Here is a 13,305-nt window from a genome sequence, read left to right on the forward strand (position 1 = left end):
GGGACGAGCCTAAGGGTGTGGTGCGGTCCATCGGCCCGCTCACACAGACGCCAGCGCCAAGACGGAGTCAGACTGATCCAAGAGACAGACCCTAGCCCCGCAGCACCAGCGCCTGGCCCGCCACCACCAGCAGTACCTGCTCGCACTCGCCCGCGAACGCCGCGTTCAGACGGCCGAGTTCGTCGCGGTAACGGCGGCCGGACGCCGTGGCCGGGACGATGCCGGAACCGACCTCGTTCGACACCGCCACCAGCGTGCGCCGGGTGGCGCGGACCGCCTCCGTCAGCTCCCGCACCCGGTCCCTGAGCGCCCGTTCGCCGCCGTCGGCCCACTCCGCGTCGTCCCACGCGCCGACCGCGTCCATCGCGTCCGTCAGCCACAGGGACAGGCAGTCGATCAGGAGGGGCGGGCCCTCCTCCGTCAGCAGGGGGACCAGGTCGCAGGTCTCGGCGGTCCGCCACGAGTCCGGGCGCCGCTCCCGGTGCGCGCCCACCCGGGCCGCCCATTCGGTGTCGCCGCTTCGGGAGCCGCCGGTGGCCACGTAGAGCACGTCGGGGAAGGACTCGAGCCGGCGTTCCGCCTCCACCGACTTGCCCGACCGGGCGCCGCCCAGGACCAGGGTGCGCCGCGGTACGTCGGGCACGTCCTCGTACGAGCCCACCGTCAGCGTCGTGCCGTCCCGCACCGCCCGTGCGCCGGCCGCGGCAAGCCGCCGCGCCGGCTCCCGTCCCGGCGGGACGTCGTGGTCCAGGTGGACGGCGACGACGTCCGTCGTCGGGCCCGCCGCGCCCACCGCCCGCAGCCTCGCCAGCGCGTCCGGCCGCCCCACGACGTCCGCGAGGATCAGGTCGTACGGCTCCGCAGGCGCCTCCAGACCGGCCGGGGCGCCGCCCGGCGGCAGGTACAGGACCCGCCCGCCGTCCGGTCCCGTCACCGCGTACCCGGTGCCCGGCGCGTCCAGCGCCACCGCCCGCACCCGGTGCCCGGTCAGCAGCGCCAGCTCCCGCCCGTCCGGCACCCGGCCCGGCTGCGGCAGCCCGGCCGGCACCTCCACGGCGGGGCCGTCGTGCGGGTGGGAGAGCAGCACCTGCCGCACACCGGCCAGGGAGTGCCCGGCCCGGGCCGCGGCGAACGCGGCGCCCGGCGTCAGGTCGAGCAGCAGCGCCCCGTCCACCAGCAGCGCGGTCGCCGCGCGCGCGTGCTCGCCCTGCGCCGCGGCACAGGCCGCGCAGGGACAGTCGGGGCGGGGCAGTCCCGCGGGGGCACCGGTGCCGAGCAGAGTCACGTCCACGCACCGATTTTCACCGGTCGCCCCGCGACTTGCGCGTCCGAGTCCCCCGACGGGCGTGCGACCGGGCCCGTCCCCGTCCACCGGGCCCCGTCCCTGTCCCGTCTCCGGGCCCTTCTCGTCCCCTTCTCGTCTTCTCGTCCCCGGCTTGTCCCCGGGCCTTCTACGGTGTGCCCGGCTCAGCGCATAGGCTGCGGGCGGGGGCCGGACCAAGATCCGGCTTCCGCTCTGCATGTGCTCACATCTTGGAGGCGTACATGGCGGCATGGACGTGGCGGTTCGAGACGGCCGGCGGGACGGAGGTCCAGCCCGCGGTGCAGCCCGAGGAGTTCACCACGCAAGGGGACGCCGAGTCCTGGATCGGGGAGCACTGGAAGGACCTCCAGGAGGGCGGCACCGACCAGGTGCGGCTCTTCGAGGACTCCACGGAGATCTACGGCCCGATGAGCCTGCACGCCGAGGAGACGGAGTCCGAGGCCGAGTCCGAGGCCTGAGGGCGGGACTCCGGGGCGGGCGGGGGCGGTTCGCTCCCCGTCACTGCTCGCCCAGCGTCACCTCGGCGGTGTGCTCGTCCCCGTCGCGGGTGTACGTCACCTTCGTCCGGTCGCCCGGCCGCATCGACGCCAGCGCCTCGGACAGCGAGGTGATGGTGGTGATGTCCGTGTCCCCGAGCCTCACGACGACGTCCCCCGACCGCAGTCCCGCCTCGGCGGCGGCCCCGCCGTCGCTCACCTCGACGACGGCCACCCCGGCCGGCCGGTAGCTGCCGTCGACGACGGTCCGGGCGGTGATGCCCAGCGCGGCCCGGCCCGAGTCGGTGACCTTGCCGTCCTTGACGATCTGACCGGCCACCGTCGTCACCATCGACGCCGGGATCGCGAACCCGATGCCGGGCGCCGCGCTGTCGCCGAGCGCGGGGTCGGTCGCCGCCAGCGTCGGGATGCCGATCACCCGCCCGTCCAGGTTCACCAGGGCGCCCCCGCTGTTGCCCGGGTTGATGGCCGCCGACGTCTGCACCATGTTGGCGATGGTCGCGCCCGTGCCGCCCCCGCTGCTGCCCTCGGTGACGGTCCGCCCCGTCGCCGACACGATGCCCTGCGTCACGCTGGAGGACAGGCCGAGCGGCGAACCCATCGCCAGCACGATCTGCCCGACCTCGACCTTCGCCGAGTCCCCGAAGCGGGCCGCCTTCGCGCCGTCGGGCACCTTGTCCAGCTTGATGACCGCCAGGTCCTGCTCCGGGTAGGAGGAGACCAGCTTCGCGGTCAGGGCGCCCTCGTTGCGGGCCGTCGTCACCCGGAAGGACTTGTCGTCCCCGACGACGTGCGCGTTGGTGACGACGTGTCCCTTGTCGTCGTACACGATCCCCGACCCCAGCGAGTCGCCCGCCTGGATCTGCACCACCGACGGCAGTACGTCCTTGATCACCCGCTCGTAGTCGGCCTGCAGCTCACTGGCCGCGCGCGGCGCCGCGGCCTGCGCCGTGTCGCCCTCCCGTGCGCTGCCCGAGCCCCGGCCGGTCTCCGAACCGGCGTCGGAACAGCCGGTCGCGAGCAGCAGGGAGCAGGCCGAAACGGCCAACGGGGCGAGCAGGCGGGACAGGAGCGGCAGACGGGGGCGGGAAGTGTCCATGGCCCGAGTCTCACGGCGCCCCCGCCGACCGGCCCCCGGTGAACACCCGAACGGGCGTTGGACAGGCCCTAGCCGCGCACCCCGCACAGATGCAGCAGCGCGGCGACCGAACGGTACGGGTCCGTCCGTCCGGCCCGTTCCTCGGCGGCCAGCAGGGTCTCGAGGTCGTCGGGCGGCGCGGCTCCGTCGGGTGCCGTGTCCGTGAAGATCCGTACGCCGTACCAGGTGTGCAGCGGCGCGCCGATGCCCGCGAGCCTCGCAGTCAGCGTCGCCAGCCGGTCCGCGCGGACGTCGAGGCCCAGGCGGTTGCGGTAGTTCGTGGTGTCGAAGGCGGCCAGCGCGCCCGCCCAGTCGCCGTGCAGACCGGGGCGCAGCGCGAGCGCGTCCCCGTTGCGCACGACGAGCGACAGCAGGCCGCCGGGCGCGAGCATCCGGGCCAGACCCGCGAGCAGCGGATCGGGCTCCTCGACGTACATGAGCACGCCGTGGCAGAGCACCACGTCGAAGCTGCCCGGCAGGAAGTGCACCCCGGTGTCCCGGCCGTCGCCCTCGACGATCCGCATCCGCTCCCGGATGCCCTCCGGCTGGCCGGCCAGCGCCTCGCGCGCCGCGGCGATCATCGTCGCGTCCCGCTCCACGCCGGTCACCTGGTGCCCGGCACGGGCCAGGCGCAGCGCCTGGGTGCCCTGGCCCATCCCGACGTCGAGCACGCGCAGCCGCCTGCCCACGGCGAAGCGCCCGGCTATCTGCTCGTCCAGCTGCCGGGCGACCATCTCCTGCCGTACGACGTCCCGAAGCCCGGACAGCCCCGCTGCCCGGGCCTTGGCCGCGCCCTCGGCGAACGGCGTCGTGCTCAGGGCCGCTCCCCGCGCTTGACCTGCGGCTTCGGCAGCCGGAGACGGCGCATCTGGAGGGAACGCATCAGCGCGTAGGCGACCGCGCCGCGCCTGCGCTCGTCCGGGAAGCGCTCGGCGAGCCGCTTCTTCAGCCGGAAGCCGGTGACGATCGAGTCCAGCACGATCAGCACGATGACGACCAGCCACAGCAGCAGCGCGATGTTCTGCAGCGAGGCCACCCGGATCATGCTCAGCACGAGGATGATCACGGCCATCGGCAGGAAGTACTCCGCGATGTTGAACCGGGAGTCGACGAAGTCGCGCGCGAACTTGCGGACCGGGCCCTTGTCACGGGCCGGCAGGTACCGCTCGTCGCCCTTCGCCAGCGCCTCGCGCTGCCGCGCCATCGCGGTCCGGCGCTCCTCGCGCTGCCGCTTGGCGGCGTCCTTGCGCGTCATCGGCGTATTGGCGACGCTGCGGCGCTGGGACTGGGCCGCACTGCGCTTGGGCGTGGGCCTTCCCTTCGGGGCCTGCGGGTCACGGGGCTGCTTGGAGTCGGTCACCTGCGCACTGACGGCGCTCTGGGCCTTCTCATCCTTGGCACGGCTACGGAACACAAAACCCAAGGGTACGGGGTGCCGGGGTGTGGACCCCAGTCCGGTGGGGAACGATCCGGCAACGCCGTACGTCTGTAAGGGGACAGAGCGGAAGTACGGAGCGGATGGTGCGTACGGCCCAGGACACCGGGACTTTCCGGACAACCCCGGGGAGCACCTACTCCCTGCGCCGGACGGGGAACGTGCGCAGTCGTCCTTGGGGATGAGCGCATCCGTCCCCGAACAGTGCGGTAATGGATGCAGGGCCCGTACTGTGGGTTCTGTTGCAGTAGCTGGAGCCGGACTCGGTCAGAAGGGGGCGCGCGAAGCCCATGAGCGGTGTCATGAAGCGTATGGGGATGATCTTCCGCGCGAAGGCCAACAAGGCCCTTGACCGGGCCGAGGACCCGCGCGAGACCCTCGATTACTCGTACCAGAAACAGCTGGAGCTGCTGCAGAAGGTGCGCCGCGGCGTCGCCGACGTGGCCACCAGCCGCAAGCGCCTGGAGCTCCAGCTCAACCAGCTCCAGTCCCAGTCGGGCAAGCTGGAGGACCAGGGCCGCAAGGCGCTGGCGCTGGGCCGCGAGGACCTGGCCCGCGAGGCGCTCTCCCGGCGCGCCGCGCTCCAACAGCAGGTCACCGACCTGGAGACACAGCACGCCACGCTGCAGGGCGAGGAGGAGAAGCTCACCCTTGCGGCCCAGCGCCTCCAGGCCAAGGTGGACGCCTTCCGCACCAAGAAGGAGACCATCAAGGCCACCTACACGGCGGCCCAGGCGCAGACCCGCATCGGCGAGGCGTTCTCCGGCATCTCCGAGGAGATGGGCGACGTCGGCCTGGCCATCCAGCGGGCCGAGGACAAGACGGCCCAGCTCCAGGCCCGGGCCGGCGCCATCGACGAGCTGCTCGCCTCCGGCGCCCTCGACGACCAGTCCGGCATGCACAAGGACGACATCCAGGCCGAGCTGGACCGGCTCTCCGGTGGTACGGATGTAGAGCTGGAACTGCAGCGCATGAAGGCCGAGCTGGCCGGGGGCTCCACTTCCGACCGCCAGGCCATCGAAGGCGGCCAGGGTCAGGACCAGAGCTCGTCGCAGCCCCAGCAGCAGCCGCAGGACACGCCGCGCTTCGACAAGCAGTAGCCCACGCCTAGGAGGGCCGACATGATCGTACGGATCATGGGGGAGGGACAGCTGAAGCTGGCCGACGGCCGGCTCACGCAGCTGAACGAGCTGGACGACGAACTCCTGGCCGAGATGGAGAACGGCGACGGCCCCGGCTTCCGCGCGACCCTCCAGGCCCTCCTGGCCAAGGTCCGCGAACTGGGCGAGTCCCTCCCGGACGACGCCCTGGAGCCCTCCGACCTCATCCTCCCGTCCCCGGACGCCACCTTGGAGGACGTACGGGAGCTGCTGAGCGACGACGGGCTGATCCCGGGCGGCACCTGACGAACACCGGCCGACTGCACCCAGCCCGCTCGGTGCCTGCCGACACGGACCCGTGACTCCCGGCCCGTCCGGTGCCTGCTGACGCGGGCCCGTGACTCCCGGCACGTCCGGTGCCTGCCGACGTCGGCCGTCAATCACAGCCCGTCCGGCGTTTGAGGACGAGGCCGTTCAGGCCGAAACGGGGGGTCTGGGGGCGCAGCCCCCAGCCAACGCCCACTGCACGCGGGCCCACTCATCAGACACGCCCAGTCCGGCTACCGTAAAAAACCGTGAGCACCCTCGCCCGCGCCCGCTGCACCATCGGCGCCCACCCCTCCGCCCTGGACGCCGCCCTCGCCGCGGCCGTCCTGGTCTGCATGGTCGCCGGCTCCTTCGTGGACCCGCACGGCCCTCAGGGCGTCGACTGGGGCCTGCGCACCCCCGACGCGCTCAGTCTCGCGCTCATGACCGCCGGCGCCGCCGCGCTCGCCTTCCGCCGCCGGGCGCCGATGACGGTCCTCGCCGTCACCGGCTGCGTCTCCGTCGTCGAGAGCGTCACCGGCGACCCGCGCGCCCCCGTCGTCATGTCCGCCGTCATCGCCCTCTACACCGTCGCCGCCTCCACCGACCGGCCCACCACCTGGCGGGTCGGCCTGCTCACCATGACCGTGCTCACCGGCGCCGCCATGCTGGCCGGCCCCCCGCCCTGGTACGCGCAGGAGAACCTCGCCGTCTTCGCCTGGACCGGCATCGGCGCCACCGCCGGAGACGCCGTCCGCAGCCGCCGTGCCTTCGTACAGGCCATCCGCGACCGGGCGGAGAAGGCCGAGCGCACCCGCGAGGAGGAGGCCCGTCGACGCGTCGCCGAGGAGCGGCTGCGCATCGCCCGCGACCTGCACGACGTGGTCGCCCACCACATCGCCCTGGTCAACGTGCAGGCCGGGGTCGCCTCGCACGTCATGGACAGGCGGCCCGACCAGGCCAAGGAGGCGCTCGCCCACGTACGGGAGGCCAGCCGCTCCGCACTGGACGAACTGCGGGCCACCGTCGGCCTGCTCCGCCAGTCCGGCGACCCGGAGGCACCGACCGAACCCGCTCCGGGCCTGGCCCGCCTCGACGAACTCGTGGGCACCTTCCACCACGCCGGACTGCGGGTCGAGATGGCCCGCACCGACCAGGGCACCGAGCTGCCCGCCGCCGTCGACCTGGCCGCGTACCGCATCATCCAGGAGGCGCTGACCAACGTGCAGAAGCACGCGGGGCGGCAGTCGAAGGCCGAGGTCAGCGTCGTACGGGTCGGGCCGAACATCGAGGTGACCGTGCTCGACGACGGCACCGGCGAAGGTGAGGCCCCCGACGCTCCCGCCGAGGGCGGCGGGCACGGGCTGCTCGGCATGCGCGAGCGCGTCACCGCCGTACGCGGCACCCTCACCACCGGTCCCCGCTACGGAGGCGGGTTCCGCGTGCATGCGATCCTTCCGGTCAAGAGCCGCACCGACGCCACCACCGACGCCAAGGACCCCGTATGACGATCCGTGTCCTGCTCGCCGACGACCAGGCGCTACTGCGCAGCGCCTTCCGGGTGCTGGTCGACTCCGAGCCCGACATGGAGGTGGTGGGGGAGGCGTCCGACGGCGCGGAGGCGGCCCGGCTGGCCGCCGAGCGGCGGGCCGACGTGGTGCTGATGGACATCCGGATGCCCGGCACCGACGGCCTCGCCGCCACCCGCATGATCAGCGCCGACCCGTCCCTGGCCCAGGTCCGCGTGGTCATACTGACCACCTTCGAGGTCGACGACTACGTGGTGCAGTCGCTGCGGGCCGGTGCCTCCGGCTTCCTCGGCAAGGGATCGGAGCCCGAGGAGCTGCTCAGCGCGATCCGCGTCGCGGCCGGCGGCGAGGCGCTGCTGTCGCCGACCGCCACCAAGGGACTGATCTCCCGCTTCCTCGCCCAGCAGGGCACGGACGACGAGGAGCGCGACCCGGCCCGCGCCGAGCGCCTCGAGTCGCTGACCGTGCGCGAGCGCGAAGTGCTGGTCCAGGTGGCCGGCGGGCGCTCCAACGACGAGATCGCCGAGCGGCTCGAGGTCAGCCCGCTCACCGTCAAGACCCACGTCAACCGGGCCATGGCCAAGCTGGGTGCCCGCGACCGCGCCCAGCTGGTCGTCATCGCGTACGAATCCGGGCTGGTACGTCCAAGGGTGGAGTGACCGCTACCCGCGTGTACTGCGGCGGGAGTATGCGCCGCATAAGGAAATGGACCTGGGGCCTAGGAAACCGGGGCCGCGCATGGCTCAGGGTGTTGGAGTGGGCGCTCACCTGTGCCGCCCGCGCCCGGCGCTGCCATGTGCCCCGTCCCCCGCTCGGCCACAGAAGAGAGACCCTGACCCATGTCCTGGCTGTCGAGATTCAGCCTCGCGCAACGGGCCCTGATAGGGCTGATGTCGATCGTCGCGCTCGTCTTCGGGGCGATCGCGATCCCCCAGCTCAAGCAGCAGCTGCTGCCCACCATCGAACTGCCCATGGTGTCGGTGCTCGCCCCGTACCAGGGTGCCTCGCCCGACGTGGTCGAGAAGCAGGTCGTCGAGCCCATCGAGGACAGCCTCGAAGCCGTCGACGGGATCTCGGGCGTCACCTCCACGGCCAGTGAGGGCAACGCCGTCATCATGGCGTCCTTCGACTACGGCCCGGGCACCCAGCAGCTCGTCGCCGACGTCCAGCAGGCCGTGAACCGGGCCCGCGCCCAGCTTCCGGACACCGTGGACCCGCAGGTCATCTCCGGCTCGACGGACGACATCCCGACCGTCGTCCTCGCCGTCACCTCGGACAAGGACCAGCAGGCGCTGGCCGACCAGCTCGACAAGACGGTCGTCTCCGAGCTGAAGGGCATCGACGGCGTCGCCCAGGTCGTGGTCGACGGCGTCCGCGACGTCCAGGTCACGGTCACGCCGGACCAGGCGAAGCTGGCCGCGGCCGAGGTGAGCCCGCAGGCGCTCGCCCAGTCCCTCCAGGCGGGCGGCGCGACCGTTCCCGCCGGTTCCTTCGACGAGGCGGGCGCCAACCGCACCGTCCAGGTCGGCGGCGGCTTCACCTCGGTCCAGCAGATCCAGGACCTCATGGTCACCGGCGAGGGCGTCGACAAGCCGGTCCGTCTCGGCGACGTCGCCACCGTCAAGGAGGAGGAGGCCAAGGCCGACTCCCTCACCCGCACCAACGGCAAGCCGTCCCTCGCGGTCGCCGTGACGATGGACCACGACGGCAGCGCGGTCTCCATCTCCGACGCCGTCGAGGACAAGCTCCCCGGCCTGCGCGAGCAGCTCGGCTCCGGCGCGACCCTCACCGTCGTCAGCGACCAGGGCCCGGCCGTCTCCAAGGCCATCTCGGGCCTGACCACGGAGGGCGGGCTCGGTCTGCTCTTCGCCGTCCTGGTCATCCTGGTCTTCCTGGCGTCGATCCGCTCCACCCTGGTCACCGCGGTCTCCATCCCGCTGTCGGTGGTGCTGGCGCTGATCGTCCTGTGGACGCGCGACCTGTCGCTCAACATGCTGACGCTGGGCGCGCTGACCATCGCCATCGGCCGCGTCGTCGACGACTCGATCGTGGTCCTGGAGAACATCAAGCGGCACCTCGGCTACGGCGAGGAGCGCAAGGACGCCATCCTGGGCGCCGTCCGCGAGGTCGCCGGAGCGGTCACCTCGTCCACGCTCACCACGGTCGCCGTGTTCCTGCCGATCGGTCTGGTCGGCGGCATGGTCGGCGAGCTGTTCGGCTCCTTCAGCCTCACCGTCACCGCGGCCCTGCTCGCGTCGCTGCTGGTGTCGCTGACGGTGGTCCCGGTGCTGTCGTACTGGTTCCTGCGGGCCCCGAAGGGCACCCCCGAGGACGCGGCCGAGGCCCGTCGCCTCGCGGAGGAGAAGGAGGCCAGGAGCCGCCTGCAGCGCTTCTACGTCCCCGTCCTGCGCTTCGCCACCCGCCGCCGCCTGACCAGCGTGGCCATCGCGGTCGTCGTCCTGGTCGGCACCTTCGGCATGGCGCCGCTGCTGAAGACCAACTTCTTCGACCAGGGCGAGCAGAAGGTCCTCAGCGTCAAGCAGGAGCTGAAGCCCGGCACCAGCCTCGGCGCCACCGACGAGCAGGCCAGGAAGGTCGAGAAGCTGCTCGGCGACACCGAGGGCGTCAAGGACTACCAGGTCACCATCGGCTCGTCCGGTTTCATGGCCGCCTTCGGCGGCGGCACGGACACCAACCAGGCCTCGTACCAGATCATGCTGGAGGACTCCGCGTCCTACGAGGACGTCCAGGACCACATCGAGGACGGGCTGGCGAAGCTCGGCGACGGCATCGGCACCACCACGATCGCCGCCGGTGACGGCTTCGGCAGCCAGGATCTGAGCGTCGTCGTCAAGGCGGCCGACGCGCAGGTGCTCCGCGAGGCCGCCGAGCAGGTCCGCAAGACCGTCGCCGGACTCGACGACGTCACCGACGTCACCAGCGACCTGGCGCAGAGCGTCCCGCGCATCTCGGTCAAGGCCAACGCCAAGGCAGCCGAGGCGGGCTTCACCGACCAGACCCTCGGCGCGGCCGTCGCCCAGGCGGTGCGCGGCACCCCGGCGGCCAAGGCGACGCTGGACGACACCGAGCGCGACGTCGTCATCAGGTCGGCCCGGCCGGCCACCACGATGGCCGAGCTGAAGGCCCTGAACCTGGGTCCGGCGAAGCTCGGTGACATCGCCACCGTGCAGCTGGTGGACGGCCCCGTCTCGATGACCCGCATCGACGGGCAGCGCGCGGCGACCGTCACCGCCAAGCCGACCGGCGACAACACCGGCGCGGTCAGCGCGGACCTCCAGTCGAAGATCAACGGTCTGGACCTGCCGTCCGGCGCCACGGCCGAGATCGGCGGCGTCACCGCAGACCAGGACGACGCGTTCAAGAACCTCGGCCTGGCCATGCTGGCCGCGATCGCCATCGTGTTCATGCTGCTGGTCGGCACCTTCCGGTCGCTGGCCCAGCCGCTGATCCTGCTGGTGTCCATCCCGTTCGCGGCGACCGGTGCGATCGGCCTGCTGATCGCCACGGGCACCCCGATGGGTGTCCCGGCGATGATCGGCATGCTGATGCTGATCGGCATCGTGGTCACCAACGCCATCGTGCTGATCGACCTGATCAACCAGTACCGCAAGCAGGGCTACGGCGTCGTCGAAGCCGTCGTCGAGGGCGGCCGACACCGTCTGCGGCCCATCCTCATGACGGCCCTGGCGACGATCTTCGCCCTCCTGCCGATGGCGCTGGGCGTCACCGGCGAGGGCGGCTTCATCGCCCAGCCGCTGGCAGTGGTCGTCATCGGCGGTCTGATCACCTCGACCCTGCTGACCCTCCTCCTGGTCCCGACCCTCTACGCGATGCTGGAGCTCCGCAAGGAGCGGCGCGCGAAGAAGCGGGCGGCGAAGAAGGGCGGCGACCTGCCGTCGCAGCCCGAGGCGTCGGACGAGCCGGAGACGGCGAAGGTCTGACGGCGGCGGCATAACGCGAGGGTGTCCCCACCGCCCGGTGGGGACACCCTCAGTGCTTCACGCGGCAACGACCGCCTACGGCAGCGCCAGCATCCGCTCCAGGGCCAGCTTCGCGAAGGCCTCGGTCTCCTGGTCCACCTCGATGCGGTTGACCAGGGTGCCCTCGGCCAGCGACTCCAGCGCCCAGACCAGGTGCGGGAGGTCGATGCGGTTCATGGTCGAGCAGAAGCAGACCGTCTTGTCGAGGAAGACGATCTCCTTGTCCTCGGCGGCGAAACGGTTCGCCAGACGGCGGACCAGGTTCAGCTCGGTCCCGATGGCCCACTTGGAACCGGCCGGGGCCGCCTCCAGGGCCTTGATGATGTACTCGGTCGAGCCGACGTAGTCCGCGGCGGCGACGACCTCGTGCCTGCACTCGGGGTGCACCAGGACGTTCACGCCCGGTATGCGCTCCCGCACGTCGTCGACCGAGTCGAGGCTGAAGCGGCCGTGCACCGAGCAGTGACCCCGCCACAGGATCATCTTCGCGGCGCGCAGCTCCTCGGCCGTCAGCCCGCCGTTCGGCCGGTGCGGGTTGTAGACGACGCAGTCCTCCAGCGACATGCCCAGGTCCCGCACCGCGGTGTTGCGGCCGAGGTGCTGGTCGGGCAGGAAGAGGACCTTCTCACCCTGCTCGAAGGCCCAGTTCAGGGCGCGCTCGGCGTTGGAGGAGGTGCAGATGGTGCCGCCGTGCTTGCCGGTGAACGCCTTGATGTCCGCGGACGAGTTCATGTACGAGACGGGCACGACCTGTTCGGCGATCCCCGCCTCGGTCAGCACGTCCCAGCACTCGGCGACCTGCTCGGCGGTGGCCATGTCCGCCATGGAACAGCCGGCGGCCAGGTCGGGCAGGACGACCTTCTGGTCGTCCGAGGTCAGGATGTCGGCCGACTCCGCCATGAAGTGCACACCGCAGAAGACGATGTACTCGGCCTCCGGGCGCGCCGCCGCGTCCCTGGCCAGCTTGAAGGAGTCGCCCGTGACGTCGGCGAACTGGATGACCTCGTCCCGCTGGTAGTGGTGACCGAGCACGAAGACCTTGTCGCCGAGCTTCTCCTTGGCCGCACGGGCGCGCGCGACCAGGTCCGGGTCCGAGGGAGAGGGCAGGTCGCCGGGGCACTCCACACCGCGCTCGCTCCTCGGGTCGGCCTCACGGCCGAGGAGCAGCAGGGCGAGGGGCGTCGGCTGTACGTCGAGCTCCTGGGTTTGGGCGGTGGTCACGACACGCACCCTTTCTACTTTCGTCGACCCTTTTCGTCGAACTGACGCTATATATCATAGCCGGTTCACGTCACTTTGACGATGTCCATAGTGTCGGTGTGACGTGAATCCCGGTGCCACAGCCGCTGACCGTCGGCGGGGGCGTGTGCGAGCATGAAGGGGAACGCCGAGGACAAAGACTCGGTCCCGCCCGGAATGAATCCGCGGCTCCGTCGGTTGAAACCGTCGGCAAGCAGTCTCCGTACAACCCGGGAGAGATGTAGATGTCCGTATCGGACGAGACCACCACCGTCACCGACGGCATCATCCTGACCGACGCCGCCGCGTCGAAGGTCAAGGCGCTGCTCGACCAGGAAGGCCGTGACGACCTCGCGCTGCGCGTCGCCGTCCAGCCCGGCGGCTGCTCCGGCCTGCGTTACCAGCTCTTCTTCGACGAGCGCTCGCTCGACGGCGACGTGGTGAAGGACTTCGGCGGCGTCAAGGTCACCACCGACCGCATGAGCGCCCCGTACCTGGGCGGTGCCACCATCGACTTCGTGGACACGATCGAGAAGCAGGGCTTCACGATCGACAACCCGAACGCGACGGGCTCCTGCGCCTGCGGCGACTCCTTCAGCTGACCGGCTGAGAGGCCGCGAGGCATCCGAACGCGAGAAGGGGGGGGGGGGGGGGGGGGGGGCCCGGGCGCCCCCCCCGCCGCCGGGGGGGGGGGGGGGGGGGGGGGGCCCCCCCCCCCCCCCGCCCGCGCCCCCCC

General features: G+C 71.9%; 12 protein-coding genes. 7 read left to right on the top strand and 5 right to left on the bottom strand.

The window, feature by feature from the left end; translation table 11 throughout:
* Nucleotides 1-91: 91 nt before the first annotated feature.
* Complete coding sequence (locus tag ACIQFU_RS38145) at nt 92-1,291, bottom strand: bifunctional adenosylcobinamide kinase/adenosylcobinamide-phosphate guanylyltransferase (RefSeq protein ID WP_402557944.1); 1,200 nt, start codon at nt 1,289-1,291, stop codon at nt 92-94.
* A gap of 254 nt (nt 1,292-1,545) precedes the next feature.
* Here ACIQFU_RS38145 and ACIQFU_RS38150 point away from each other — a divergent pair, with 254 nt between their 5' ends.
* A complete protein-coding gene (locus ACIQFU_RS38150) occupies nt 1,546-1,782 on the top strand; it encodes a hypothetical protein (protein WP_402557945.1) in 237 nt (78 codons plus the stop codon).
* A gap of 40 nt (nt 1,783-1,822) precedes the next feature.
* On the opposite strand, the gene ACIQFU_RS38155 is transcribed toward ACIQFU_RS38150, so the two are convergent.
* From ACIQFU_RS38155 to ACIQFU_RS38165, 3 genes are all read right to left on the bottom strand, one after another.
* Complete coding sequence (locus ACIQFU_RS38155; protein WP_402557947.1) at nt 1,823-2,920, bottom strand: S1C family serine protease; 1,098 nt, start codon at nt 2,918-2,920, stop codon at nt 1,823-1,825.
* 68 nt (nt 2,921-2,988) lie between these two features.
* A complete protein-coding gene (locus tag ACIQFU_RS38160) occupies nt 2,989-3,693 on the bottom strand; it encodes a class I SAM-dependent methyltransferase (RefSeq protein ID WP_402557948.1) in 705 nt (234 codons plus the stop codon).
* A gap of 80 nt (nt 3,694-3,773) precedes the next feature.
* Complete coding sequence (locus ACIQFU_RS38165; RefSeq protein ID WP_402557961.1) at nt 3,774-4,412, bottom strand: DUF3043 domain-containing protein; 639 nt, start codon at nt 4,410-4,412, stop codon at nt 3,774-3,776.
* A 284-nt stretch (nt 4,413-4,696) separates the two neighbouring features.
* On the opposite strand from ACIQFU_RS38165, the gene ACIQFU_RS38170 reads away from it, so the two are divergent.
* The 5 genes from ACIQFU_RS38170 to ACIQFU_RS38190 all read left to right on the top strand — a co-directional run bounded on the left by ACIQFU_RS38170 (nt 4,697) and on the right by ACIQFU_RS38190 (nt 11,291).
* Nucleotides 4,697-5,494 (top strand): PspA/IM30 family protein, encoded by a 798-nt coding sequence (locus ACIQFU_RS38170; protein ID WP_402557950.1) that lies wholly within the window; start codon nt 4,697-4,699, stop codon nt 5,492-5,494.
* 21 nt (nt 5,495-5,515) lie between these two features.
* Nucleotides 5,516-5,800: a hypothetical protein gene (locus ACIQFU_RS38175; protein ID WP_402557952.1), complete on the top strand. Its 285-nt coding sequence runs from the start codon at nt 5,516-5,518 to the stop codon at nt 5,798-5,800.
* 269 nt (nt 5,801-6,069) lie between these two features.
* The gene (locus ACIQFU_RS38180; protein WP_402557954.1) at nt 6,070-7,308 is read left to right on the top strand and encodes a sensor histidine kinase; all 1,239 of its coding nucleotides are present in this window, start codon (nt 6,070-6,072) and stop codon (nt 7,306-7,308) included.
* A complete protein-coding gene (locus ACIQFU_RS38185) occupies nt 7,305-7,988 on the top strand; it encodes a response regulator (protein WP_402557956.1) in 684 nt (227 codons plus the stop codon). The genes ACIQFU_RS38180 and ACIQFU_RS38185 overlap by 4 nt, the downstream gene beginning before the upstream one ends.
* 180 nt (nt 7,989-8,168) lie before the next feature.
* Nucleotides 8,169-11,291: an efflux RND transporter permease subunit gene (locus tag ACIQFU_RS38190; protein ID WP_402557958.1), complete on the top strand. Its 3,123-nt coding sequence runs from the start codon at nt 8,169-8,171 to the stop codon at nt 11,289-11,291.
* Between the two features lie 75 nt (nt 11,292-11,366).
* Here ACIQFU_RS38190 and nadA read toward each other — a convergent pair whose 3' ends face one another.
* On the bottom strand, nt 11,367-12,551 hold the full coding sequence (gene nadA, locus ACIQFU_RS38195) for a quinolinate synthase NadA (protein ID WP_402557959.1): 1,185 nt from the start codon (nt 12,549-12,551) through the stop codon (nt 11,367-11,369).
* Nucleotides 12,552-12,814: 263 nt separating this feature from the next.
* Between nadA and ACIQFU_RS38200 the strand changes: the two genes are divergently transcribed.
* Complete coding sequence (locus ACIQFU_RS38200; RefSeq protein ID WP_052839876.1) at nt 12,815-13,171, top strand: iron-sulfur cluster assembly accessory protein; 357 nt, start codon at nt 12,815-12,817, stop codon at nt 13,169-13,171.
* The last annotated feature ends 134 nt before the right edge of the window (nt 13,172-13,305 follow it).

The sequence above is a fragment of the Streptomyces sp. NPDC093065 genome (genome assembly GCF_044754585.1).
Classification (GTDB): Bacteria; Actinomycetota; Actinomycetes; order Streptomycetales; family Streptomycetaceae; genus Streptomyces.